The 26962-nt window shown below is 47.7% G+C and carries 17 protein-coding genes; 13 read left to right on the plus strand and 4 right to left on the minus strand.

Translation table 11 applies throughout. The features are described 5' to 3' along the window. Nucleotides 1–214: 214 nt before the first annotated feature. The 7 genes from ELR70_RS10280 (at nucleotide 215) to purF (ending at nucleotide 12433) form a co-directional block, all read left to right on the plus strand. Nucleotides 215–6409 (plus strand): FimV/HubP family polar landmark protein, encoded by a 6195-nt coding sequence (locus ELR70_RS10280; protein WP_128064563.1) that lies wholly within the window; start codon nucleotides 215–217, stop codon nucleotides 6407–6409. Between the two features lie 93 nt (nucleotides 6410–6502). Further along, nucleotides 6503–7300: a tRNA pseudouridine(38-40) synthase TruA gene (truA, locus tag ELR70_RS10285; RefSeq protein ID WP_054016522.1), complete on the plus strand. Its 798-nt coding sequence runs from the start codon at nucleotides 6503–6505 to the stop codon at nucleotides 7298–7300. A gap of 166 nt (nucleotides 7301–7466) precedes the next feature. Further along, nucleotides 7467–8342: an acetyl-CoA carboxylase, carboxyltransferase subunit beta gene (gene accD, locus ELR70_RS10290; protein WP_054016523.1), complete on the plus strand. Its 876-nt coding sequence runs from the start codon at nucleotides 7467–7469 to the stop codon at nucleotides 8340–8342. Nucleotides 8343–8364: 22 nt separating this feature from the next. After that, on the plus strand, nucleotides 8365–9627 hold the full coding sequence (gene folC, locus ELR70_RS10295; RefSeq protein WP_054016524.1) for a bifunctional tetrahydrofolate synthase/dihydrofolate synthase: 1263 nt from the start codon (nucleotides 8365–8367) through the stop codon (nucleotides 9625–9627). A 12-nt stretch (nucleotides 9628–9639) separates the two neighbouring features. After that, nucleotides 9640–10332, plus strand: coding sequence for an SPOR domain-containing protein (locus tag ELR70_RS10300; protein WP_054016525.1), 693 nt, complete (start codon nucleotides 9640–9642; stop codon nucleotides 10330–10332). A gap of 61 nt (nucleotides 10333–10393) precedes the next feature. Beyond that, nucleotides 10394–10888: a CvpA family protein gene (locus tag ELR70_RS10305; RefSeq protein WP_054016526.1), complete on the plus strand. Its 495-nt coding sequence runs from the start codon at nucleotides 10394–10396 to the stop codon at nucleotides 10886–10888. An 18-nt stretch (nucleotides 10889–10906) separates the two neighbouring features. After that, entirely contained in the window at nucleotides 10907–12433 is a 1527-nt protein-coding gene (gene purF / locus ELR70_RS10310; RefSeq protein WP_054016527.1) for an amidophosphoribosyltransferase, read from the plus strand. 120 nt (nucleotides 12434–12553) lie between these two features. Here the strand turns inward: purF and ELR70_RS10315 are convergent, their stop codons facing one another. Beyond that, nucleotides 12554–13153 carry a Yip1 family protein gene (locus ELR70_RS10315; protein ID WP_054016528.1) on the minus strand — a complete coding sequence of 200 codons (600 nt, stop codon included), beginning with the start codon at nucleotides 13151–13153 and terminating at the stop codon, nucleotides 12554–12556. Between the two features lie 342 nt (nucleotides 13154–13495). Here ELR70_RS10315 and miaE point away from each other — a divergent pair, with 342 nt between their 5' ends. Continuing rightward, nucleotides 13496–14287: a tRNA isopentenyl-2-thiomethyl-A-37 hydroxylase MiaE gene (gene miaE, locus ELR70_RS10320; RefSeq protein WP_054016529.1), complete on the plus strand. Its 792-nt coding sequence runs from the start codon at nucleotides 13496–13498 to the stop codon at nucleotides 14285–14287. A 10-nt stretch (nucleotides 14288–14297) separates the two neighbouring features. Here the strand turns inward: miaE and ELR70_RS10325 are convergent, their stop codons facing one another. Both ELR70_RS10325 and ELR70_RS10330 read right to left on the minus strand, forming a co-directional pair. Next, nucleotides 14298–15020 (minus strand): UDP-2,3-diacylglucosamine diphosphatase, encoded by a 723-nt coding sequence (locus ELR70_RS10325; RefSeq protein ID WP_054016530.1) that lies wholly within the window; start codon nucleotides 15018–15020, stop codon nucleotides 14298–14300. Nucleotides 15021–15112: 92 nt separating this feature from the next. After that, nucleotides 15113–15607: a peptidylprolyl isomerase gene (locus tag ELR70_RS10330; protein ID WP_054016531.1), complete on the minus strand. Its 495-nt coding sequence runs from the start codon at nucleotides 15605–15607 to the stop codon at nucleotides 15113–15115. Nucleotides 15608–15813: 206 nt separating this feature from the next. Between ELR70_RS10330 and cysS the strand changes: the two genes are divergently transcribed. The 5 genes from cysS to ELR70_RS10355 all read left to right on the plus strand — a co-directional run bounded on the left by cysS (nucleotide 15814) and on the right by ELR70_RS10355 (nucleotide 23965). Then, nucleotides 15814–17193, plus strand: a complete 1380-nt coding sequence (gene cysS / locus ELR70_RS10335; protein WP_054016532.1) for a cysteine--tRNA ligase — start codon at nucleotides 15814–15816, stop codon at nucleotides 17191–17193. Nucleotides 17194–17360: 167 nt separating this feature from the next. Further along, a complete protein-coding gene (locus tag ELR70_RS10340) occupies nucleotides 17361–17825 on the plus strand; it encodes a hypothetical protein (RefSeq protein ID WP_054016533.1) in 465 nt (154 codons plus the stop codon). A gap of 2 nt (nucleotides 17826–17827) precedes the next feature. Then, the gene (locus ELR70_RS25375) at nucleotides 17828–22648 is read left to right on the plus strand and encodes an RHS repeat-associated core domain-containing protein (RefSeq protein WP_054016534.1); all 4821 of its coding nucleotides are present in this window, start codon (nucleotides 17828–17830) and stop codon (nucleotides 22646–22648) included. 9 nt (nucleotides 22649–22657) lie between these two features. Further along, nucleotides 22658–23185: a hypothetical protein gene (locus ELR70_RS10350; RefSeq protein ID WP_054016535.1), complete on the plus strand. Its 528-nt coding sequence runs from the start codon at nucleotides 22658–22660 to the stop codon at nucleotides 23183–23185. Between the two features lie 435 nt (nucleotides 23186–23620). Further along, nucleotides 23621–23965: a hypothetical protein gene (locus ELR70_RS10355; RefSeq protein ID WP_054016536.1), complete on the plus strand. Its 345-nt coding sequence runs from the start codon at nucleotides 23621–23623 to the stop codon at nucleotides 23963–23965. A 425-nt stretch (nucleotides 23966–24390) separates the two neighbouring features. Here ELR70_RS10355 and ELR70_RS10360 read toward each other — a convergent pair whose 3' ends face one another. Further along, nucleotides 24391–26787, minus strand: coding sequence for a hypothetical protein (locus ELR70_RS10360; RefSeq protein WP_054016537.1), 2397 nt, complete (start codon nucleotides 26785–26787; stop codon nucleotides 24391–24393). Nucleotides 26788–26962: the final 175 nt, after the last annotated feature.

A 26962-nucleotide genomic window follows, 5' to 3' on the forward strand; every position in this document is an offset into this window, starting at 1 on the left:
TATCCTTGAGTGTATTCAGAGGCTTAAATAAAGAATTAGTAACTCACCAAAAAGCATGATAAGAATGTTAATTTTCAATACTTTGGCGATGGATATTCACCGTTATCTGGTTTATAGTTGGCAATTGGAACAGAGCTTGCACAAGCCCTATTAAGCACAATTCAGTAGTCGCGTTGCCGCCAGGGCAGCGCTAGAGAGTATACAAAGGAACAGCATGCGCGGTTTAGCCTTTATTTGTATCTTAGCAATGGCCCTAATTGCAGCGCCCGTTCATACCCAGGACGGGACCGTTCTCAAAGGTCCGAAAGGGGTTGATCTGGGACTTCAGGGACGCTCAGTTGGCCCAATAAAGTCAACAGATACCTTATGGCGCATCGCGCACAAAGTGCGGCCTAATGACTCCGTTTCTATCTACCAGGTAATGCAGGCTCTATATGAGAAAAACCCACAGGCTTTTCTCGACAACAACCTGAACCATATGCGCGATGGCGCTTATCTGAAAATTCCAACTTTAGCTGAAATACGTCGCGTTAATGCACAGTTAGCACGTCAAAAATCTGATCAAGACGATGAGCTATGGGAGCTGAAAAAAAGTGGTAAGCTTGACCAGGCTACCATAGATGCTGCCGATAAGCGGGTAACGCAAGCGCGTAAAGTTGATGTAGAAGAAGCCCGTGAAGCGTTAACCAACGAGCTAAAATCACTCAAAATGGAGCAAGACTCGCGTCTGCTCGATTTACAAACTCAGTTTAAAACCTCCGTACGTAGTGTTGAAGAGATCCTTCAGGAAAACAACGAACTCGAGAAAAAACTAAATAATATTTCTGAAGAGCTTAAGAATGTTCAGGAGCAGCTGGGCAGAGATAGCGAAATTCAGCAGCAGCTTAAAGCTGTGATTGATATGCAAAGTGAAATGATTGCGCAGCAGCAGATGCAGGCACAAGCAGAAGCTGAATTTAGCATTACTAAGCTGTTTTCCAACCCTCTGGTTGTTGCCTTACTGGCGACCATTCCTGCCTTACTGATCATTGGTGCGGTTGTGATGCGTATGCGCAAAGGCAAGGCAAAACAAGCGGAGGAAGACGATGAATTTTTACCACAGTCACCAGCACCAGCCGCTGCTGCGGCAGCAACGGCAACAGCGGCAGCAGCCGACCCGCTCGATCTGGATATGCCACATGACAGTGGTGAAGATGCCCTAAACGAAGGCGTGCAGCTCGATGACGATATTTTACCGGATGATGAAATCGTCTTTGATAGCCTGGACGATGACGCATTTGAAGAAGGCAATGACACGCTTGAACAGGATGAACTGGACAGTTTACTGAACGATGACATCGTGTTTGATGATGAATCGGATGTTAATGCCCAGCAGTCAGGTGCGGACGATCTTGATGAGTTCCTGCAACAAAACTTCGACGAAGCAGATGACAGCCTGGGTGATGAAATTACTCTGGATGTCGACGCTGATGCAGCGTCGGGCGATAACGACATACTGAGCGCCGATGATATTGATGATCTGTTCAACGAAGTCAGCGAAGGAGCAGATGACGATACTCTGGATGTAAGTGATGACGCACTTGCCGCACTTAGCGAAGAATTGGCCGAAGAAAGTCTCGAAGAAGTTGAACCTGTGGAGACTGAAGCCCCCGCAGATGAAGACTTTGATCTTGACGACATTGATAGCTTAATAGATGAAGTTGGTGAGTCGCCCCCAAAGTCCCCAGCGGCTGATGGAGCAGCGACAGACGACGGTATTCTAAGTGCTGATGACATTGATGACTTACTCGATGGTGCACTTGATGACGAGCCTGACATCGCAGAAGACGATTTTGACGTTGACGATATCGACAGCTTGCTCGATCAGGCCCAAGATACTGGTGACAACACTGCCCTCCCTGAAGAATCGGAACTTGACTCTGATGATATAGACAGCCTGCTGGACGAGGCATCCAGCGAAGCCCCCGACGCAGACTTGCTGGCAGAAGAGCCCGATGACATAGACAGCCTGCTGGAAGAGGCATCCAGCGAAGCCGCTGACTCAGACTTACTGGCAGAAGAGCCCGACGATATAGACAGCCTGCTGGAAGAGGCATCCAGCGAAGCCGCTGACTTACTGGCAGAAGAGCCCGACGACATAGACAGCCTGCTTGAGGAGGCATCCAGCGAAGCCGCTGATGCAGACTTACTGGCAGAAGAGCCCGATGACATAGACAGTCTGCTGGAAGAGGCATCCAGCGAAACCGCTGACGCAGACTTACTGGCAGAAGAGCCCGATGACATAGACAGCCTGCTGGAAGAGGCATCCAGTGAAACCGCTGACGCAGACTTACTGGCAGAAGAGCGTGATGACATAGACAGCTTGCTGGAAGAGGCATCCAGCGGAGCCACTGATGAGCTCGATGGGTTGTTAGAAGAAGAGCCAGAGGCCGAACCTGCAGAAGACATGCTGACGGAAGAGCCAGACGATCTGGATGGGTTATTAGAAGAAGAGCCAGAGGTCGAGCCAGCAGAAGACATGCTGGCGGAAGAGTCGGACGAGTTACTAGAAGAAGAGCCAGAAGCCGAACTTGCAGAAGACATCCTAACGGAAGCGCCGGACGATCTCGGTGGGTTATTAGAAGAAGAGCCAGAGGCCGAACCTGCAGAAGACATGCTGACGGAAGAGCCGGACGAGCTGGACGGGTTATTAGAAGAAGAGGCAGAGACCGAGTCAGCAGAAGATATGCTGGCGGAAGAGTCGGACGAGTTGGATGGATTATTAGAAGAAGAGCTTGAGGCTGAACCCGCAGAAGACATGCTGGCGGAAGAGTCGGACGATCTCGATGGGTTATTGGAAGAAGAGCCAGAGGCCGAACTCGCAGAAGACAGCCTAACGGAAGCGCCGGACGATCTCGATGGGTTACTAGAAGAAGAGCCAGAGGCCGAACCCGCAGAAGACATCCTAACGGAAGCGCCGGACGATCTCGATGGGTTATTAGAAGAAGAGCCAGAGGCTGAACTTGCAGAAGACATGCTGGCGGAAGAGCCAGACGAGCTGGATGGGTTATTGGAAGAAGAGCCAGAGGCTGAACCCGCAGAAGACATGCTGGCGGAAGAGCCGGACGATCTCGATGGGTTATTAGAAGAAGAGCCAGAGTCCGAACCCGCAGAAGACATGCTGACGGAAGAGCCGGACGAGCTGGATGGGTTATTAGAAGAAGAAGAGCCAGAGGCCGAGCCCGCAGAAGACATGCTGGCTGAAGAGTCGGACGAGTTGGACGGGTTATTAGAAGAAGAGCCAGAGGTCGAGCCAGCAGAAGACATGCTGGCGGAAGAGCCGGACGATCTGGATGGGTTATTGGAAGAAGAGCCTGAGACCGAACCCGCGGAAGACATGCTGGCGAAAGAGCCGGACGATCTGGATGGGTTATTAGAAGAAGAGCCTGAGGCCGAACCCGCAGAAGACATGCTGGCAGAAGAGCCGGACGAGCTGGATGGGTTATTAGAAGAAGAGCCAGAGGCTGAACTTGCAGAAGACAGCCTAACGGAAGCGCCGGACGATCTCGATAGTTTACTCGAAGACGCGCCTGGTATTGAAGAGTTTATGTCAGGTTCGGACGCTGTCTCTAAGACGGAATCTGGTCACCTCGATGGGATGCTTGAAGAAGAAGCCGACTTGCAGTCTTTGCATGACAAAGCTGAACCATCAGTTGAGCTGGAGCTCGATGCACAAGAGTCTGAGCAGTTAGAATCTGAATTGCCTGAAACCGAGGATGAGTTACTCGATGAATTTGCAGAGCAATTAACTCACCCGTCAGAAGAAGCTCAAATGCCAGAGACCACTCAACTACAAAACGTTGATGAGTTACTGGAGGCGCTGGAAGCTGAAGGAGATGAGTTTGACACGGATCTGGAAGAGGATGTTGAGATAGATCTTGGCGACGATCCCTTAGCGGATGAAGATATAGATCTGTCCGAAGAGGAAGAGCTGACGGAAATTGACCTCGTTACCCCCAGTGAAGAATTGAGTAGTTATCCTGAATTACAGATGGATGAATCTGAAGCACAAGAGATTTCTCTCGATGACGATTCAGAATCGGCTATTAGCGAGACAGAAAGGGCACTGGCAGAGAGCCTGGGCCAAGATGATGCGTCCAGCCTGCTCGATGAGCTGGATGATGATGGTGAAGAGCAACTTGATTTTGGCGGGGATTTTGACGATCTGGATGGGCCCGACTTTGAGATTGAGCTGGATGACGACGCAAGTCTTGAGGGTGCAATAGAGGAAGCACCCGCAGCGGAACAAACCCCAGAGGAAGCGGCATTAAGCGATGAAGCGCTGACTGACGAAGACTTCCCGGAGTTTGACGAAGCAGACGCGCTGAGTGCGATGGAGGCAGAGCCAGAGGTCGCAGAGCCCGCAGCGGAACAAGCACCAGAAGAAGCGACATTAAGCGATGAAGCGCTGGCTGACGAAGACTTCCCGGAGTTTGACGAAGCAGACGCGCTGAGTGCGATGGAGGCAGAGCCAGAGGTCGCAGAGCCCGCAGCGGAACAAGCCCCAGAGGATGCGGCATTAAGCGATGAAGCGCTGGCTGATGAAGACTTCCCGGAGTTTGACGAAGCAGACGCGCTGAGTGCGATGGACGCAGAGCCAGAGGTCGAAGAACCCGCAGCGGAACAAGCCCCAGAGGAAGCAGCATTAAGCGATGAAGCGCTGACTGACGAAGACTTCCCGGAGTTTGACGAAGCAGACGCGCTGAGTGCGATGGACGCAGAGCCTGAGGCAGAAGAACCCGCAGCGGAACAAGCCCCAGAGGAAGTAGCATTAAGCGATGAAGCGCTGGCTGACGAAGACTTCCCGGAGTTTGACGAAGCAGACGCGCTGAGTGCGATGGACGCAGAGCCTGAGGCCGAAGAACCCGCAGCGGAACAAGCCCCAGAAGAAGCGGCATTAAGCGATGAAGCGCTGGCTGACGAAGACTTCCCGGAGTTTGACGAAGCAGACGCGCTGAGTGCGATGGACGCAGAGCCTGAGGCAGAAGAACCCGCAGCGGAACAAGCCCCAGAGGAAGTAGCATTAAGCGATGAAGCGCTGGCTGACGAAGACTTCCCGGAGTTTGACGAAGCAGACGCGCTGAGTGCGATGGACGCAGAGCCAGAGGTCGCAGCACCCGCAGCGGAACAAGCCCCAGAAGAAGTAGCATTAAGCGATGAAGCGCTGGCTGACGAAGACTTCCCGGAGTTTGACGAAGCAGACGCGCTGAGTGCGATGGACGCAGAGCCTGAGGCAGAAGAACCCGCAGCTGAGCAAGCTCAAGAAGAAGCGACGGTAAGCGATGAAACGCTGGCCGACGAAGACTTCCCAGAGTTTGACGAAGCAGACGCGCTGAGTGCGATGGACGCAGAGCCAGAGGCAGAAGAACCCGTAGCGGAACAAGCCCCAGAAGAAGCGACATTAAGCGATGAAGCGCTGGAGGACGAAGACTTCCCAGAGTTTGACGAAGCAGACGCGCTGAGTGCGATGGACGCAGAGCCAGAGGCAGAAGAACCCGTAGCGGAACAAGCCCCAGAAGAAGCGACATTAAGCGATGAAGCGCTGACTGACGAAGACTTCCCTGAGTTTGACGAAGCAGACGCGCTTGCAGCAATGGACTCAGAGCCGGATGGCGAAATAGAGCTGGAAGATCTGGAAGATGATTTATCAGACCTTATGTTGTCTGATGATGATCTGGCAGGGCTGGCCGATAATGATCCTCCAGTGGAAGAAGACCTGTCAGGATCCGAGCTGGCTTTAGAACCGGACGCATTTTTGGATGAGTTAACGGACCTGGCCGAAGACGATGATGACGCGCTTGAACCAGAGATCAACATAGATGAAGCTGCCATTGAAGACGAGTTTCTGGCAGAGCTGAACGAGACAGACTTCAGTGCTTTACTTGATGATTCTGTTGAGCCGGATACGTCGGAAGTCGACCTGTCAGAGGACACTGAACTGGACTTTGATGCGCTGTTGAGCGAGGAACTGGCACAGGATCTTGAAATTGAAGATATTGACGAGCCTGCTAGAGAAAGTCTGTCAGGGGACGAGGCAAATGCCGAAACTGATGCTGCAGAGGGTGAAGGGGATTTCCTTGAGATAGACGACCTCCTCTCACAAAGTGAAGATGAGCCGACGCAGGAAGAGCCCTACCAGTCACCGGATATGGACGTAGGGTTAGGTGATTTTGAAGAGCTACTGGCCGGTGAAAATGCCACGGATGTCGATCTGGAAGAAGACGGATATGCCGCCAAGTTGGATCTGGTTCGTGCATATATTGAAATTGGAGACTTTGACTCGGCAGAAAATGCCGTTGAAGAAATCCTGAGTAATGGTCCTGAGTCGGTACAGTCAGAAGCACAGGCACTCAAACAGCAGATCAAATAGACCATAGACGCCAACGAGACAATGATGTTGGTATTATTGGCGGTGATCGCATAAAATGCGCGGCTAAGTTCGAAATGAGAGTTTGAGTAGTTTATGCGTGTAGCTTTGGGTATTGAATACAATGGTGGCAATTACAGTGGCTGGCAACGTCAGTGTAATGTAAATAGTGTTCAGGAGGAGCTGGAAACAGCCCTGTCTAGCATCTGTAACCATAAGGTCGATGTGGTCTGTGCCGGGCGCACTGATGCGGGTGTGCATGCCACGGGCCAGGTGATCCATTTTGATACCCATTCTGATCGGGACATGAAAGCATTTACACTCGGCGTCAACTCTCAGCTGCCTGACGATATTGCTGTGCGCTACGCGACGCCGGTCCATGACGAGTTTAGTGCACGTTTTAGTGCAACGGCCAGACGTTATCGTTATGTGATTTATAATAGTGTCAATCGCCCGGGCATTTTACGCAGTGGGGTAACCCATTACTATCATCCGCTGGATGCTGAGCTTATGCAGGCAGCGTGCCCGGTGATGATTGGTGAGCACGATTTTTCTTCTTTTCGTGCTGTACATTGCCAGTCAAATTCTCCTTGTCGTAACATTCATCACTTGCAGGTTGACCGGTTTGGTGATTACATTGTCATTGATGTTAAAGCCAATGCATTTTTACACCATATGGTGCGCAATATCACCGGATGCCTGATGGACATTGGAGTGGGGAAATATCCACCAGAGTGGATGGCTGAGTTGCTGAGTATTAAAGACCGCACACAAGCCAGCGCCACAGCGAAACCGAATGGTTTATACCTGGTGGATGTCGATTATCCTGAGCGCTGGCAGATCCCCACAACACCGGCTGGTCCTCTGTTTCTGCCCGAGGTAACCATTCGTTAATCACGCTGAGCGATGACTAAAGCAAACCTGAGCGCGAGCGTCTTAATCGTAAGAGACAACTAAGACCAGTTTTTTATATCGCTGATGTCTTAATCATGTTTTAATTGAGAAAATCTGTCTGCTTTTTGCAGATCGCGACACAGAATGAGCACTAAGAGAGTTGCAAATGAGTTGGTTAGAAAAAATCTTACCTAAAACGGCTAAATCAACGGGTAAAAAAGAGATCCCAGAAGGCGTTTGGGCAAAATGTACGGACTGTGATTCAATCCTGTACAAAGCGGAATTGGAAAAGTCACTGCATGTCTGCCCTAAATGTGATCATCACATGCGGATCAGCGCACGTAAGCGTCTGGAAAACTTTTTAGACGAGGGTGGCCGAGTTGAGTTAGGTACTCAGCACGAACCAAAGGATGTACTCAAGTTCAAAGATTCCAAAAAGTACTCTGATCGTATCACTGCTGCGCAAAAAGTCAGTGGCGAGAAAGATGCACTGGTAGCTATGAAAGGTTCCCTGAAAGGGATCCCGGTTGCGGCAGTGGCGTTTGAATTCTCTTTTATGGGTGGTTCAATGGCCTCTGTGGTGGGTGCACGCTTCGTCGATGCCGTGAATGAGTGTTTAGAACACAATATGCCGCTGGTGTGTTTCTCGGCATCAGGTGGTGCACGGATGCAAGAAGCTTTGATGTCACTGATGCAGATGGCTAAAACCAGTGCGGCTCTGGCTAAAATGAGTGAGCGTGGCTTGCCGTTTATCTCTGTGATGACTGACCCGACAATGGGTGGTGTATCAGCATCACTGGCTATGCTGGGCGACATTAATGTGGCTGAGCCTAAAGCGCTGATTGGTTTTGCAGGTCCTCGTGTTATCGAGCAAACAGTACGTGAAACTTTACCAGAAGGCTTCCAGCGTAGTGAATTTTTGCTGGAACACGGTGCAATTGATATGATAATCGACCGCCGTGAAATGCGTGACTCTTTGGCACGTATCCTTGCTAAGTTCATGAACTTGCCTTCTACCGAACAAGAGCATAGAGTAGCGTAAAATTTTCTAATTTGAGCGCACTATGTCAAAGACTACACCAAGCCAATCATCTTCACTGAATGATTGGCTTTGTTATTTAGAGCAGTTACACCCCGCCAATATCGCGATGGGCCTGGAGCGCGTTGCTAAGGCTGCGAACAATATCCACCTGCTTGATAGCCCCGGCAAAATCATTCTGATTGGCGGCACCAATGGCAAAGGCACCACGGCCCGTTGTCTGGAGGCCATGCTGCTGGCACAGGGCTACAGCGTCGGTACTTATGCTTCTCCGCATCTTATCCACTACAACGAACGTGTTAGGATCAATGGTAAAACCTTGCCCGATCAGTCTCATGTCGACGCTTTTTATGCCTTAGATCAGGGACGCGGCGACGTTGAATTGACGTTTTTTGAGTACGGTACTTTGGGTGCCTTGTGGTTATTCAAACAGCATGCGGTAGATTATGTGTTGTTAGAAGTCGGCCTGGGTGGCCGTTTTGATGCAACCAATATAGTGACGCCTTATGCAAGCGTGATCACCACCATAGACCTTGACCACAAAGAGTTCCTGGGTGATACCCGAGAGCTAGTAGGCTACGATAAAGCAGGGATTTTCCGCACAGACACGCCAGCCATTGTAGGCGATCTGGATATTCCGCATACCGTGACCGATTACGGTGAGGAAATTAACGCGGAGTTGATCTTGTCAAAACGTGATTTCCATTTTACGCCTTTGGCCGATGGGTTACGCTGGCAATATGGTGAGCACGACCTGACGTTGGCACAGCCTGCCATCCCTGCGCAAAACGTGGCAACAGCGTTAACGCTTCTGGCCCGACTTAACTTATTACCTGATGCCGAGCAGATAAAGCAAATTCTGGCCGGGTTACAAGTGGAAGGGCGGTTTATGCAGCTCAGTCAACAGCCATTGATTTACACCGATGTGGCGCATAACCCTGAATCGGCGCGTTACCTTAGAACGCAATTAATGCGTTTGAAAAATCAGGGCTTTAAAATTCATGCCTTAGTCGCTATGCTTGCTGATAAGGATAAAGCGAGCGTGATTGATGCCCTGTCAGATGTGGTTGAAAAGTGGAGCTGTGCGTCTTTGGAAGGTCCCCGTGGCGAACGAGCAGAGCAGCTGCTGACATTGTTGCCAGCACCGCACAGTGAGCACAGTCAGGGATTTGCGAGTGTTGACTCGGCCCTGCAAAGTCTGCTTCCTCAGCAACAACAAGACACAGCGCTGATTATATTCGGCTCGTTTGTGACCGTGGCCGCGGCCATGCAGTACTGGCAAAAGTAGAGAGCAATAGTTGTGAACTCAGGATTTATTAACCGACTGGTCGGCACCAGCATCGTAGTGATTGCGGCAGTGGTGTTTATACCTAATATTTTGGATGGCGAAAAAGTCCACTATAAGGAAGGATTTAAGCCTATCCCGGAGCGTCCTGAGTTCTCGACCATAGAGCTAAAAACGCGTATAGATGAACGCGCATCACTGGCGACAGAGCCCATGGAAGAGGTGGTAGAAGACATCAGCGCCGATGACGGCCAACTCAGTACTGAACTAATAACTAACGAGCTACAGGACGACACACAAGGCCAGCAACAGACAGATACAGCAGAGGTTGAGGTTGCGAGCAATAAGGGTGAAGAAAAGCCTGAGCCAACTCAGACGTCAACTGACCTGCCCGCTAAGTCCAGCACCGCACCTGAGGTGAAAAGTGAGTCGTTGACACGACCTGAGTCTTCTAACTTTACGCAGATGGCCTATGTCATTCAGCTTGGTAGCTTCTCACACAAATCAAATGTTGAAGCACTGACTAAAAAACTGACCGAGAATGGCTTTAAGACGTTTACCCGCCCGGTAAAAACACCCAATGGTACCTTAACCAAGGTATTTGTCGGACCAGATTTAAATAAAGCTAAACTGGAAGCTAAGCTCCCAGAATTAAAGAAATTAACTAAGTTAAACGGCCGCCTTACTCAATTTACCGTGGTAAAATGATCTGGTAATTGATGGGCGTGTCTTATAGAATGCGCCCCAAATTAACGACTTATTGGTTTATATGATCTGGGTTGATTACGCCATCTTTGCAATTGTCGGTATCTCGACACTGTTTGGCCTGATGAGAGGTTTTGTGAAAGAAACCATGTCACTCGTGGTTTGGATCGGCGCCTTTTTCATATCCAGTATATTCTACCAATATCTTGCAACCTTCCTGACCTTCATTTCAGAACCCCTTTTAAGAAATGCCGCCGCAATCGCCATACTTTTTATTGCGACACTTGTGTTAGGTGGGTTTGTCAATTATATCTTAGGTGAACTCGTACAGCGTACGGGCTTGTCTGGTACCGATCGCCTGGTTGGCATAGTGTTCGGTGCGATGCGGGGCGTGCTGGTCGTTAGCGCCGCGTTGTTTTTCCTGGATGCCTTCACCAAAGCCCCTGATACATCGTGGTGGCAGGCATCCCAAGTAATCCCTGAATTTGGCTTTGTAATAGAATGGTTTTTTTCCTATCTAGAACATAACTCAAGCTTTTTGAATTCAGCAAACCGTTAATCGGCGAGGAAATTTTTAATGTGTGGTATCGTTGGGATAGTCGGAACATCTCCTGTTAATCAGGCGATTTATGACGGCTTAACTGTTTTGCAACACCGTGGCCAAGATGCAGCCGGCATCATTACCATTGACAACAATACGTTCAGCTTACGCAAGGCCAACGGCCTGGTCAAAGACGTGTTTCACACCCGTCACATGAAGCGTCTGCAGGGTAACATTGGCATCGGTCATGTGCGTTATCCGACAGCAGGTTCTTCCAGCTCAGCGGAAGCACAGCCTTTTTATGTGAATTCACCGTTTGGTATCGCCATGGCGCACAACGGTAATTTAACTAATGCGGAAGAGCTGAAAGAGCGCCTGTTCACTAAAGCACGCCGTCACGTCAATACGACGTCTGACTCAGAAGTGCTGCTGAATATCCTGGCGTATGAGCTGGGACGTAGCGACAAAATGAAACTAGAACCTGCTGATATGTTTAACGCCATCAGCGAAGTGAACCAGCAAGTGTCGGGTGGATACGCCACCATCGCTATGATCATTGGCCATGGTATTCTGGCGTTCCGTGACCCGCACGGTATTCGTCCTTTAGTATTCGGCAAGCGTGAAACTGAACGTGGCGTTGAATATATGTTTGCGTCTGAAAGCGTGGCATTGTCTATCGACGGTTTTGAGTTCGTTCGAGATGTAGCACCAGGCGAAGCTATCTATGTGACTGAAGACGGTCAGTTCCACTCGCAGATCTGCGCCGACAAAACCATGCATGCGCCATGTATTTTTGAGTTTGTCTACTTTGCTCGCCCGGATTCGAACATCGATAATATGTCGGTCTATGCAACGCGTGTCAACATGGGTACTAAGCTGGGTGAGAAGATCAAACGCGAATGGGCCGACAAAGACATTGACGTAGTTATCCCAATTCCGGAGACATCTTGTGATATCGCGCTCGAAATCGCATCGGTGCTTGAGCTCCCTTATCGCCAGGGTTTTGTTAAGAACCGCTATATCGGCCGTACCTTCATCATGCCTGGCCAGGAACAGCGTAAAAAGTCGGTGCGTCGTAAACTAAATGCCATCGATCGTGAGTTCGCTGGCAAAAACGTACTACTGGTTGACGATTCAATCGTCCGCGGCACAACATCGGCGCAAATCGTTGAAATGGCACGTGATGCGGGTGCAAAGAATGTCTACTTCGCTTCGGCTGCACCGGAAGTTCGCTTCCCGAATGTGTACGGTATTGATATGCCGTCGGCTGCAGAGCTTATCGCCCATGGTCGCGATGTCGATGATATCAATGCCAGCATCGGCTCAGACGGCCTGATCTATCAGTCAATCTCTGATCTGAAAGACGCCGTGGCACTGGAGAACCCAGAGATCACACGTTTTGAAACGTCTGTGTTCGACGGCCAGTATATTACCGGCGATGTAAACCAGGATTACCTGAATCGTATTGATGCACTGCGTAATGACTCGGCAAAATCGACACGCGAAAAAGCCATGTCGGCAAGCCTGGAGCTGCACAATCAGGAAACGGGTGAAGGCGAGTAAACTCGCCTAATTTGACTAAAAAAAGGGCCGCGATTGCGGCCCTTTTTGTTAGATTTCTATAGGATAAAAGCAAAGGAAGCGAGCTGACCTATGCACCTTTACGGGGCATAAGCGCGCTCCCTAGGTAAATGTAGGACTGATTATCCCATTCGTCCACAATATCGCTGTTGCAGCCAAAATAATTACCAATAATACCAAACCACATGTGACCACTGAACTGGCATAAATAAAACCACGCTCCTCAGGTATGTGCATCAGGATAGGAACGCCGGTGTACAGCAGGTAGACCGAATAGGCTAGGGCAGCCAGCCCCACCGAGACCACAAACCATAATTCCGGATAGAAGGCGGCAAAGGCCGACATAAAGACCGGTGTGGCAGTATAGGCTGAGAGCTCCAGTGTTTGTGTATAAGTGGGTTTAGCGCCGAACGTCACCGCCATCCAGTGAGCCAGATAGGACAGGGCAAACACGCCAATGATCAGCGCAAAGTACATGGCAATGCCTATCAGCATAGCACTGTTATGGGTGAGAAACACATCGTCGCCAGTGCCGATTTTCCAGCCCAGATACACAGAGGAATAGTAGCCCATTAAACTGGGGATCAGGGCAATCAAGGCAATGTGAGATAAACTGTACGTAGCGCTTTCGTGGCGATTGTCTATGGTTTGCCACTCTTCGATTGGGTGGGCATATAAGCCCCACAGATGATTTAAAATCATAACGAGCCCCTCAAAAAAGATTGTTGTCTGACGCGTTCAGATTACCCGGCGATCACGGGTGCAGTCCTTGTCTTATATAACAGCTCAGTAACATCAGAGTACGATGCAGCTTAGCTGCGTGATCACCATAAAAACGGGGCCACTGGCGACGCCTGTAAGTATGAAATTTATACAACATCATTTAAGTTATGAAAGATTGGTTAATTTTTGTCAAGAAACAATTCTGAAATCCCAGCGTCTTTGATCTAGCACAAACTTGTGGTAAACGGCGGGCGTTCATAGTGCCACTTGGCACGCTTGTGGTAGAATAAGGATAATTTTTTGCGAATGATTATCTGAGACATGTTAGAGAAGTATGCCGATCTGTTGGCACCTATTTATCAGTTTCTGGGTTGTGAAACCCCCGACAGCTGGATCGACGAAGCGAAAAAGCCGGAGCATCTGCAAGCCTTGTTGGTCGACCATATGCACTGTGAGCTCAAAGCGGCCCAGAGCGCGGCATTTTTAATCCGTAAATATGCGGTAGACAATGCCTCAGCGAAAACTCTGCTTGGCTGGATCAAGCCCTATGAAGACTTTGTCTATCGTAAAATTGGCGATGGTCAGTTTAGTGCCAGCAAGAATGAACTCATCGGTAGCCTAACCGCTAAGCCCGAATACGCCTATAACCAGGATATACTGGATAAAATGGTGCGATTGATCAAAGAAGAGTTACACCACTTTGAGCAGGTGCTGGATATCATTAACGAGAAGGGGTTACGGGTTCAGAGCCTCAATGCCTCGCGTTATGCCTCTGGGATGATCAAGCATGTGCGCACGTTTGAGCCAGCCGCGTTGATTGATAAGTTGATCATAGGGGCCTTTATCGAGGCCCGCTCCTGTGAGCGCTTTGCTAAACTGGCCCCTTATTTGGAGCCAGACATTGGGCGCTTTTATGTCTCGTTGTTGCGCTCAGAAGCGCGTCATTATCAGGACTATCTGGAGCTGGCCCAGCAGGTGGCCGATGCGACTGATCCTCAGCGATTTGATATCGCAGCACGTGTCGCCGAGTTTAAAGCCATTGAAAATGATCTGATCTTAACGCCAGACAGCGACTTTAAATTCCATAGCGGTGCGCCGCTACAGGCTGCATGAACGGACAAGTTTAGTCTGAAAAAGGATGCTGAGTGAGGGTCTGGCCTTGCTCAGTGGCCACCAGATAAGAGCTCTGACTATACCAGTCGCCCAACACGGTGCGTGTTCTGTCGTTGTAGTGGTGGACATTTGGCCTATGTGTATGGCCATGGATCATATTGTTGACCTGATAGCGGTCAAACATGGCCAGCACCGCTTCTTCGGTTACATCTAAAATCTCTGGCGCTTTGCCCATCTGGCTTTGTTTGCTCTTTTCTCTGGCATTGCGTGCCACCCGACGCCGATACCATAAGGGCATAGACAACATCAGCCTTGGCCACCACCAGCCGCGGCTTTTCTTACGAAACTTCTGATAGACCTCGTCCTGGGTACACATTTCATCGCCGTGTAAAATAACGGTGGGCGTGCCATACAAATCGATCACCGCTTGTTCTGGCAACAAAGTCATACCGCACAGGTCGGTGTAGCGCTGACCAACCAGGAAATCTCGATTGCCATGAATAAAGAACAGTTTAATACCACGCTCGGAGATCGCACGTAGTTTAGTGGCTATCTCAAGTGCCAGTGGATTACCTTCGTCGTCCCCAATCCAGACCTCGAAAAAGTCGCCTAAGATATACAAGGCATCCACTTCATCTTGCATATGCTGTTCAAGAAAACGATAAAAAGCGGCGGTGATATCAGGGCGATGTTCGGTTAAATGCAGATCAGAAATAAAGTAGCTTTTGCGCATGGAGACAACTTCAGATTAGAGCGAGGAACAGAGGTATGTACAGCTCATACAAGCGTTAAGTGTACACACCTCACAATCAATAAAGCGGTCGCTTATTCGGCAACAAACGCTTTTTCGATCACAACGTCTTCCAGCGGAACGTCCTGATGGAAACCAGCAGATCCCGTAGCAACACCTTTGATCTTGTTAACGATGTCCATGCCTTCGGCCACTTCACCGAATACACAGTAACCCCAGCCTTGCGCGGTTTCACTGCTGAAGTTCAAAAAGTCGTTATCGTTCACATTGATAAAGAATTGTGCCGTGGCAGAGTGAGGATCTGGCGTGCGTGCCATCGCCAGCGTGCCTGTTTTATTGGCAACGCCATTGTTGGCTTCGTTTTTAACCGGCGCACCCACTTCTTTTTGGTCCATGCCCGGCTCAAAGCCACCGCCCTGAACCATAAAGCCGTCGATAACACGGTGGAAGATAGTGCCGTTATAAAAACCAGATTCAACGTACTTTAAAAAGTTTTCAACCGTTGCCGGTGCTTTGTCAGCAAACAGGTTAATTTTGATGTCGCCAAAGTTTGTTTGTAAAACAACCATAACAGGTCCTTGATTTACATATTTCATATTAGGAGCCTATTTTATAGCACAAATTCATAACTACAAAGTCCCTCAGGGGGTGAGCGGCTAAATTGTCAACTAACTGTTACTTTTTCATTCTATTTGGACGGGATTTTCTATAGAGCCAAAGCGGTGCAAGTGATATGATTGCTGAGAATTTGGATAAATTTTAGGAATAAAGCTACATGTTGCAGATCTACAACACACTAACACGTCAAAAGACTGAGTTTAAACCGCTTGTGGAAGGCAAAGTAGACATGTACGTGTGTGGTATCACTATTTATGACTTCTGCCATGTAGGCCACGCCCGTACTTATGTCTCTTTCGACGTGATGAACCGTTACCTGCGCCACTTAGGCTATCAGGTTACTTATGTACGTAATATTACGGACGTGGACGACAAAATTATCAAGCGTGCTGCTGAGAACAACGAAGAGATCGATGCGCTGACAGTACGTATGACCAAGGCCATGCACGAGGACTTCGAGGCACTGAACATTCTGCCTGCTGACATAGAGCCGACTGTAACCGGTCATATGGACGAAATCATTGCGATGATTGAACGTCTGATCGAAAAAGGCCATGCCTATGTGGCAAAAAATGGCGATGTATTATTTGATGTGTCGACCTTTGAAGCATATGGTCAACTGTCTCAGCAGGACCTGGATATGCTTCAGGCGGGCGCGCGCGTTGAAGTGGCTGAAGGCAAAGATGATCCGCTCGACTTTGTGCTGTGGAAAAAAGCCAAAGCCGGCGAGCCCTGCTGGACATCACCTTGGGGTGAAGGCCGTCCGGGCTGGCACATTGAATGTAGCGCGATGAGCTCTAAGCATTTGGGCGAGTTCTTTGATATTCACGGTGGCGGATCGGATTTGCAGTTCCCGCACCATGAAAATGAAATTGCCCAGTCATGCTGTGCCAACAATGGTCGCTACGTCAACACCTGGATCCACACCGGTATGGTGCAGGTCAATAAAGAGAAGATGTCTAAATCACTGGGCAATTTCTTTACTGTGCGTGAAGTGCTTAAAGCGTATGACCGTGAAACCGTGCGTTATTTCCTGATCAACGGTCACTACCGTAGTCAGCTAAACTACTCACAGGAGAACCTAGAGCAGGCACGTTCGTCATTAGAGCGTATTTACACGGCTCTGCGTGGTGTTGAACTGGTTGAGACAGAACTGGCGGACAATCCGTTCGTTACACGTTTTGAAGCGGCTATGAACGATGACTTCAATACCCCGGAAGCACTGCCAGTAATTTTTGAACTGGCCAAAGAAGTGAACCTGCTGAAAGACTCAGATGCTAAAGCGGCGGGCGAACATGCCTTTATCCTGGTGAAGCTGGCAGAAGTGCTGGGTATTGCTCAGCAAGATCCGGAAGCCTTTTTACACGGTGACCAGGATGAAGACGAAGTGGCAAAAATCGAAGCCCTGATCGAGCAGCGTAAAACTGCCCGTGAGAATAAAGACTGGGCCGCAGCCGACGCTGCCCGCGACGCCTTAACAGCCATGGGCGTGGTGCTGGAAGACAGCGCCGGTAAAACCACCTGGCGTAAAGCTTAACCTCTATTCGCGCTTAACTGCGCAGTCAAAAAAGGCATATGCATTTTGCATATGCCTTTTTGTTTTGGTGTTACCCGTTGTTTCGCACTTGCATTTTGGTCATCGATTATGACCGAGGCGTGTTGTGCTGCCGGGGAACTTTATTTCCATATAAATAAGGAATAAATGTGAAAAATCTAGTTCTGCTCTCCTTATTGCTAATTACAGGTTCTACACTGGCGAGCACCACGTGGATACCTATTAGTAATGGCAATACCTTTGTTATATTCCCGTACATACCCAAAGATAAGTTTTCAGCTCCAAAGAACATGAAAATTTCAGATTCTAGTAGCGGTAAAACTATTTCATGGGATGACATAAAACATGCCAGTAAATATAAAGTCCAGGTACTTAATGAACAAGGTATTTGGATAGATGTTGCTATCACGGATAAGACATCTTTTGAATTACATAGTGGCTATACAGGAAAGGATGCTGAATATTTTCAGGTGCGTGTTGTGGCCTGTAACTATTATACATGTGATAACACCGGCACTTATTCCTTAGGTTATTCTTTTAGGAAAAAAGTAGTTTTTATTCACACTGACTTACTAGGTAGTCCCGTTGCCGAATCTTATATGGAGGAGCAATAAACATGAAAAAAACATTTAACAAGCATTGTTCTTCGTTACTTCTATCCGTCAGCCTCTCGATCACTTCTGTCTATGCCGATGAGTATATTCTGGAGCAGGATACTAAGTCGCGTGCACTCAGTGTCAATGCTGCCAGCTCCGAAGGTGATGCTTATGATCCTATATCAGGCACTATAAGTTTTGCGGTTACAGACATCTCAATACCTGGAAATTCTTCTCTTCCGGTTGAGCTCAAACGTGTACACAGTCCTTTTTCTTTCATGAATGCGCTTGGAGATGTTAGAAACACGGGAATGGGTACATGGCTATTGGATGTGCCTTATATCCGTGCTACGTATGTTGACTCAAGTGACCTTACTCACAGCTTTCGTATTCAAGGAAATGGGCGTGGCTGGGAAAATGGATATGAATGTAGCGATAGCTCCAGGTGGTACACTTATGCTTATGCCAGCGCTAGCCACCAAGAGTTAGGTGGTTACTGGAGTGGTGTGAAGCTACATATTCCGGGGCAAGTAACGGAAGATATCCGAGAAGGCAGTGGTGACTTTAGCGGAATGAAGATCACCAAGAGTCTTTACAAAGTGACTGACTGTTATCAGCGAGAGGATGGTCAGGGGCAAGGCTTCGAAGTGACTGCGCCGGATGGAACTAAATATTACTTCGACCATAAAGTGGTCAGACCAAACGGTCTGCCCTTTCCGATTGGTAATATGGGTCGTAGAGCGATGATGATGGCTACTAAGGTGGTCGATAAGTTTGGAAACTCTGTATCATATCGCTACAACGGAAATAAACTGGTTAATATAAAAGGCTCCGATGGACGGAGGATTGATCTTATTTACTCAAAAAATATGCTCACTAGCGCTAAGGCAAATTTAGAGTATTGGAATTATATTTATTCAGATGACAATAAATTGGAAAAGGTTGTTTTGCCAAATAAAACTGAGTGGAAATATCCTGCTGAGTTTTATGACGCACAATACCGTGCGACAACTAAATTCAAAAGCCGTATTGGTGAAAGTCCAGGTAAATGTGAAATTAGCGACCTAGATGATAGGAGAGCAAAGTATTTTACAGTCACCACTCCAAGTGGGTTAAATATAAAATACGGAATAAAAACAATATATCACGGGCGTGAGGATGTAAGGGTTTTTATCGAACAGAAATACTCAGCAGGAAGGTTGGAGACCTATTTTAATCCCGCCAATTGCTCTGCTAGAAGAAACTTGGTTTATAAGCAAATATCAGGTGATAAAATTAACGCAATGACATGGAGGTACAGTTACTCTGAAAATGCTGGTTTATATCATGATGATGGGCGGAATGTAATAAAAGAGGTGAACCGCCGTATAACCAGACCACTGGAAGTTGCTTTTCCATACGGGATACCTTCATCAGTTACGAAAAGTCGGGATGTTAAAACCACGACTATTTCAGGGCAAAATGAAAAAGTCATATATTACATAGATCGTAATTCAAATTCTTATTCCGAAAACAAAATAAAGGCCATATATTCTATTGATGAGTCTAGTAGTAAGCTCAAGAAGAAAGAGCTTAGTTACTTTGCTAAAGGCCGGAAAATACTAAATACCTGTGACAGGATGTCTGGTTTCAGAGATGGAGACTCAATTCGTTGCTCTCTAGCCAACAACTTAAATGTTGAAGATTTTAGGGTTAATTTATCTAAAGTTGTGGAAGTGCTGTCAAGTGACGATTCTCAACAAAATACCGAGTATACAACTGAGTACAAAGGGTATGATAAATATGGTCATTTCACAAAGAAAGTTGAGAGCAATAGCTTTAGTGGAAAAAAGGAGTATCGTGAGTACAGTTACCAGCATGACCTTGACTTATGGGAGTTAGGCAAGTTCAGAACAGAGAAAGTCTCGAATTCAGACTACGGATATAAGACTGTACGAGAGATTAAATACCATGGCAGTGGAACCAAGCAGCCCTATGAAGAGCTAGCCTACGGACGATGGACAAAGCGTTATAGCCAATATCACGATGATGGCAACATCAAACGCATTGAGTATAACAGTAATGGGACAGGCCCTCAGTTTGTAGAGTTCAGTTCTTATTTTCGCGGTGTACCCAGGGTGGTTACGAAGCCGAATCGTTATGGTACAGGTACAGTAAGCAGGAAACAATACTCTAACAGTAGTGGAAAGATTTACTGGGAAAAGGATTTTAATGGAGTTGAAACATATTATGCTTATGACCCGATCGGGAGAATTACAGCAATTTACTTATATAACGATTCTGTTCTCGGTAGCTGGTATGGATATCAAATATCATGGGACGACAATGAGAACAAGCGTACAGTCACTCGTTGTGAACTAGAGCCTGGCCGGAAAATTTGGTGTGACGGACCTGCCAAGTCTCGTGAAGTACACTATTTTGACGCTCTGAATCGTTTAAAGCAGGTGACCTTTACAGATCTTTCAGAGCACGCAGTCTCTGGACATTCGGTTGTACATCAGAAGTTTAACTATAACCATAGAAATCAAATTGTATTTCGATCATATAAGTCGGCATCTTCAACAGAAACCAAAGGTGTTCGTTACAAATATGATACACTCGGGCGTTTGAAGTCTGTGTCAAAAAGCAATTTAGGTACTACTAAATTTAGCTATTTGGCGAATAGTAAGGTGAAAAAAGCAGACGCCGAAGGCAATGTCACAGTTATAAGTTATGATGCCAAAGGTACACCAAAGCAGGACAAGCCAACAGAAATAGATTCACCTGAAGGGGTTATTACTGAATTTACTTATAATATATTCGATAAACTCACTCACATCACGCAAAAAGGTGCTGGAAAGTCACTAACAGAAACTCGTTTATATGATGCATACCAGGGTTTGTGCCTGATTAAACGTACGGATGTAGGTAACACTTTGGTCAGTACAGATGCACAGGGTGCGCTCAATTGGCACCTCCAGGGAGCCTCGAACACTTCTTGTGTGTCATCTCGACCCGGTAACGCAACCATATTCACCTATGACAATTTAGGTGATTTGCATAAAGTTAACTACCCGGAAGGTACGCCAGATTTAGAAATTACCCGTGACAAGCTCGGAAATGTACTCACTCAGACTGCTGGTAATGTAGAGCATAGGTACAGCTATAACAGCCGTGGCTTACTGGAAGATGAACAGCTCTACATAGAAGACCATGCGCCATTAATGTTGGATTATGGCTATGACAAGTTTGGCCATATCAGTCGAGTCGTTTATCCAGATGGCACAAACGTGTCTTACAAGCCAAATGCTTTTGGGCAACCTACTCAGGTAAGGTCTTATAATCAAGATGGTTCCTTGGAGCAGACATTTGCCAGGTTGGTCAAGTATCACCCTAACGGGATCCTTAGTAGCTTTTACTACGGCAACGGTGTAAAGCACGACACTATACTTGATGCAGATTCCCTTTTACCTCACTGGGTGAGAGATGAAGGTAACATGGGTAAAGTGGTATTACTACAGTATGGCTTTGATAACAATGAAAATGTCACCTCAATACGAAATCTTACAAGTTCAAGCTATAGCTTGAACGACCTGGTTTATGATGGTTTAAACAGACTGATTGAGGTGAGTGGCGGCGCTTCAATTGGCAGCAGTACCATGCGTTATGATGCGCTAGGCAATATTAGGTACTATAAGAATCGTAAGAGAACGCTCAACTATACCTATAATGACACAACTAATCGCTTAACGAGTGTGTCTGGCTATAGCGGCAAGTATGGTGCTTTTCAGTATGACAGCAGAGGAAATATTACCCACAATGGTCAATTCTCTCTGACATATAATCGTGCCAACCAGATGACCTCGGCAAATGGCAATCATTTTGTTTACGATGGCCATAACCGACGCGTTAAACAGGTAGAGCAGAAGGGTACCAGTTACAGCATGTACAGTCAGGCCGGTCAGTTGATGTATCGTGAAAATCACCATGTAAGTGGCGAAGGTGTAAATTATATCTATTTAGGCAAGAAACTGATTGCTAAGTATGGCAGCGTAACACCGAAGGGAGTGCTCGCTGATGAGCAAAACTATTTGCCGTACGGTGAGACGCTAGAGAGCAATAACGATGACGTAGGCTATACCGGGCATAAGTTCGATAAAGAGCTTGGTCTGAGTTATATGCAAGCTCGATACTATGATCCAGCGATAGGTCGTTTTTATTCTAATGATCCTGTTGATGTGATGGGGCATATCGGGCGAGGCAATCCTGTTCATGGGTTTAACCGTTATACCTATGCCAATAATAACCCATATAAGTATGTCGATCCGGATGGTGAGTTTGCTACATTACCTTTGGCCGTCTTTGGAGGGATAGTAGGTGCTATAGGTGGTGCTGTTCAGTCAGCGCTTTCTTCCCCTGGCGATTTTAATGCAATGGCAAAGTCTGCTGCTATAGGCGGAGGAATAGGATTTTTGGGTGGTTTAACAGCAGGAACAAGCCTTGCCGGAGCAAGTAGTGCCGCCGTAATGAGAATAACTGTTCACATGTCCGCTAAAGAAAGTATTAAAACAATGGCTCAATCAGGCGTTACCACAGGAATAGCTTCTGGCGGTGGTAATTTGGGAGCACAGTTAGCTTCAAATGGTGGAGATTTATCCAAAGTAGATGTTCCTCAAGTTGTAACTTCAACAGCTGTAGGTGCTTTGGTCGGAACTGCTGGAGGGGGGGTTGTTGCAGCAGGAGGTGAAACAGTTGCTGTTCAAGCAACGGCAATGATTGCAACAGAGGCATTAAATGCACCAATTCAAGCTGCGATCTCTAAATCATCGTCTGTTTGTACGGATGGTAAAGATAAATGTTAAAAGTCAATTATGATGGAAATTAAAAATACAAAATTGCTGGATTTTTTGTCGGATTGGGGAGGTGTCATAGTATTCGTATACTTTCTGATTACAGCTTTGTTCGGTTTGACTTATAGGCATTTACACAATCAGCAATATATTTTTACAGCTACTTATATTGGCCCTTTTATTGCAATTTTAGTGGGTTACATAAGTTTATATCGTTTGCAATTTCAAAAAAAGCCTCTTCAAAAGTTAGCTATTTTCTTGGGAGCTATATTTAGCTGGTTAGCTCTATGTTTTGGCACAGCTGGTATAGTGGTTTTATTGAATTCGAAAATCGGCTATCAGGAAGACCACTGCTTAAGTGGGGTGATTATTGAAAAGTGGGAAAATAAAAGCTTTTCAGGTGGCTTCTATAATTTTAGGTTGATAGATCGAGAGAAAAATAAAAGCTTTTCAGTTGATATGGGGAAAGAGATTTATAATCACTATAAAGTTGGGGATTTATATCGTGAATGCTGGCTTAAAGGGTCTCTAGGATTAGTTTATAAATAAATTAGTTTGAATATAAAGAGATTGTACTCTGTTTGTAAAATTTAAACATAGAAAACCCAAAGCCCTACTATCCGGTGGGGCTTTTATCAAATTAAGGGCACGGTGGGATCGCACTTTGTAAAAAGGCTTTAACACCCTGTTGTCATTCAATAAAACCGGACACTATTTTAGGTGGTATTATTACCATTCAATGAGAGGTGTCTATGACCAGAAAACGTAGTACTTTTACACAAGAACTTAAATTGGAAGCCGCTGCATTGGTGCTGGATGAATTCAGGGCCGAGCTTATCTTTGGTTAATGGTTAATGGTTGTTAACAAAGTATGCTCTCACCCTGGTGTATATACCTTACAGCACTCACTAATTTAGATGTTGCAGCATCTCTAAAAATTAACCCTCTCCCTGAGGGCAATGCCACGCAGCGTTTGGTGATATTATGTCATTTCTCGACGAGCGGGATAAGCAAGAGCTGGGCAATGCTTATATGAGTATGGATCTCACTACCCAGTCATTAAAAGAGCTAAATTCATTGGCATTTGACCTTGCGCACCGGAGACAAGTGCAAGCCAAACAACGTAACGGTACAATATACGCTGTATACGATCCAATAAAAGCGCAGCAAAACGAAGCCTCCGAAGCTGGCGCTTCACAACAGATATTAAATGAGTCAGATAAGCCGATCACCGGTCAGGTGGTTAGTGAAAGAGATCAGAGGCTGGCGCAGTTACATGACTCACTAGGCAGGCTTGATAATCAGTTTATTAATAACCTGCTGGCATAGCTGCTGGACGATTCCCATTTATACGACAAAGCATGAGATTTACCTAAAACCATAAGTTAACGTCTAGCGAGACAGTGCTTTTGCGGCTGTTTTGATATGAAAAAAGGGATTGCTCGTTCAAAGCCAAAAAACCAGGAACGAGCCGTATCGATTAGCACTATCTTGGGGTATAAGTTGATAAAGCTTTTAAAGTCATGGCGATGGAAGAGATAGTCGCTGCCTGCCATGATTAGTGTATCGTCCGGTTGTGCGACTTCTTTAGTAAAAAATTTGAAAAAATGTCAGACTGATGACAAACCAATCAATAAGGTGTTGTTTTGGGTGGTTTGTTTTGGTTTGTGTGGCTGTATTAGGTAGTTAAAGCGCTAAAAACGAGGCTTTGCTGGTTTGAAAAGCTGCCAGTTGATACTGGCAGCCTGCGTATATTACTGAATAATCAGAGTGCCGACAGGCGAAGCATCTGACTGATTGCCTGCCAGGTCGACAGCGATAACCTGGTAGCTGACTTCCCCTTTGGGTGGCCAGGGGTCGTCAAAACGCGCCTCATTACTCAGGGTATAGGGCTGGCCGTTGCGCATAATCTTGTAAAAGCGAATGCCCTGATTATCTGCGCTAGGCTGCCATTGCAATGTTGCGCCATAAGCGCCATTCGACTGCACACTGAACTGAGCGGGGGCAGAGGGGGCTTCGCTGTCACCGGCTTTACTACTCAGATTTGCCTCTGCCATCACTGTGCCCGTGTCGCGGTGTACAGCCCGAACCTGATACTGATAGGCCTGATTAAGCGGGAGCCAGTGATCATCGTAACTGTTGGCGGTGGTATGCCAGATCAGTTGCGCATCGCGATAAACCAGAAACTTCACCTGTATCTCGGCAACATGATTGAATTGCCAGTTCAGGCGAACGCCATTGCTGTCAAACAAGGCTGACGAGCTCAGCTTCAACATCGCGGCCTGAGGTGAGTCTTCACCTGCTGGCAAGCTATCGGTATTATCACTACTTTGTACGTTTTGCTCGCACTCAGTCCACCAGCAGGGCGTCTGTTCAATAAAGTTCAGCACGGCATCGTATTTATGTGCCTGCGCACGGGTCTGGGTCTGATACTCTTTGAGCGGAAATGCGCCCCAGCTGTCCCACCGGCCGATGCTTTCAAACACCACGTATAGTCCGGCACCAGACGCCTGCCAGTCGTTCAGGTGGTTGGTAAACGCTGACGCCATGCGTGGATCGCGATTGGCGCTCAGGAACAAGGCTTCACTGATGGTATCGCGGCCATCACGAATATCTCCGGCATAGGTAAGGTGCTGCCCGCCCTCATAGGCTGCCAGCATCAGGCCATCCTGCTGGGCCAGTGCCAGGTTGCCCTGAATATTGTCTCTGGCTTGTGCCAGCGCGCCATGCTCAGGTGCCTGCCACCAGGGTGGTTCATCGGGGTTATAGGTCAGGCCATACAGTACGCCCGAGTCCATTTCCTCAAACAGCTTGTTGAGACCTTCGGCCCCTTCACTAGCCCAGCCCTGTAAAATGGGCAGATATTTTTGGTCGGCAAAGTAACCGGCAAAATAGCTGCCCACCGCCAGTACATCCATATTGTCGGCACAGCGCTGGCCCACGCCCGCTGCGTGGATCGGGCAGTTCAGTGCCTGCTCGCTTATCCAGGGCACCCCAGTCTGACCGCCCATCACACATTGTATCCGGCCCGCTTCCTCGGCAAACTCTGTTTTGATGATGTCGCACATCTGCGAGCTGCGCAGCCCATAGTAGTTCATACGATATTCAATATCGTGGTAACTGGTGTTGGGCCACAGGGCTTTGCCTTGCTCTTCGAGATACAAGCCATCGAAAATATACGGCCAGGCGTTATTCCACAGCTCGTTACCAAACTCCACATAAATCGCAGAATTCCCTTCGCTTTGCGTTTTCAGCAATCGGGCAAACTGGCGGATATAGTCATCATCTACCCGAACCGGGAGTGTGTACCAGGGCTCTGCGCCCAGCTTGTTACTCATGGCAATGGCCACTTCATAGGGGCTGCCGCCATTGAGGGCCCAGCTGGCGTAATCGTATTGGTTCCTCTGCGTCCAGTGCTGAACGGGGTTGTCTATGGTGCTCAGCAGCTGCATAAAACGCAAAGTACGGAACTGGCGCATATCATCCAAAAAGAGTGGATGGAATATCCGTTCCTGATAGCTGTGCTCGAACGAGACAAACTGCTCAGGGCTGGCACAGTCTGCCGCGCTGGCGGCATAATCAGTAGCGGCGTCACTGCAACTGCCGCCCGGGGCTATGATACGGATATTGCGCAGATGGTTGCCGGTATTGTTTGGGTCGGTGGCATGGATCTGCAAATGGAAGAAACTGTTTGCAGCCATGCGTACCACGTCGCGTCCGGGCGCGGAGCTGATAAGTTCCGGACCGGAGTAATAGAGCTCACCTTCACCCTCGTACAAGATCACAAACTCGCCGACCGGATGGTGCGGGTTATCGTGATAAATAATGGTGGTGACATAGTGAAAAGGTGAGTCGGGTGAATCCGCAGGCAAAGACCGCGGCCAGCCATGCTCGTCCAAGTCCAGTAGTGCCTGATCGCCGGTGTTAAATTCCCAGGTATGAGCATTGCTGGTTGCCCACAGCTGGCCACTGCCGTTAGAAGCATGCTTCATCACATCCAGTGTGGTCCACTGACTTGACCAGTAATTAATACCGGTGAGATTAATCCCCACGCCTGAGTTGGCGTTGTCGCTGCTTGCAGCCAGCAGAGGAACTGATAAACCGAGCGCCATCGCACCGGCACAGAGGGTTGCATAATGAGGTGTTTTCATAAGCTTGACCATTCCAATTGACCAAAGAGACGTCATCCATTTTTTCGCAGTGATGTGTGTTTGTTTATTTATTCAGTTTGTTGCTGGGTACGACACATCATTCTGCTTCCTTGCTAAGGGCTATTCCCTGAAAGAACTCGCCAAAAGCACCGAAATAAGTTAGCAGTGATAGGAA

It is taken from the genome of Pseudoalteromonas sp. R3 (genome assembly GCF_004014715.1).
Lineage (GTDB): Bacteria > Pseudomonadota > Gammaproteobacteria > Enterobacterales > Alteromonadaceae > Pseudoalteromonas.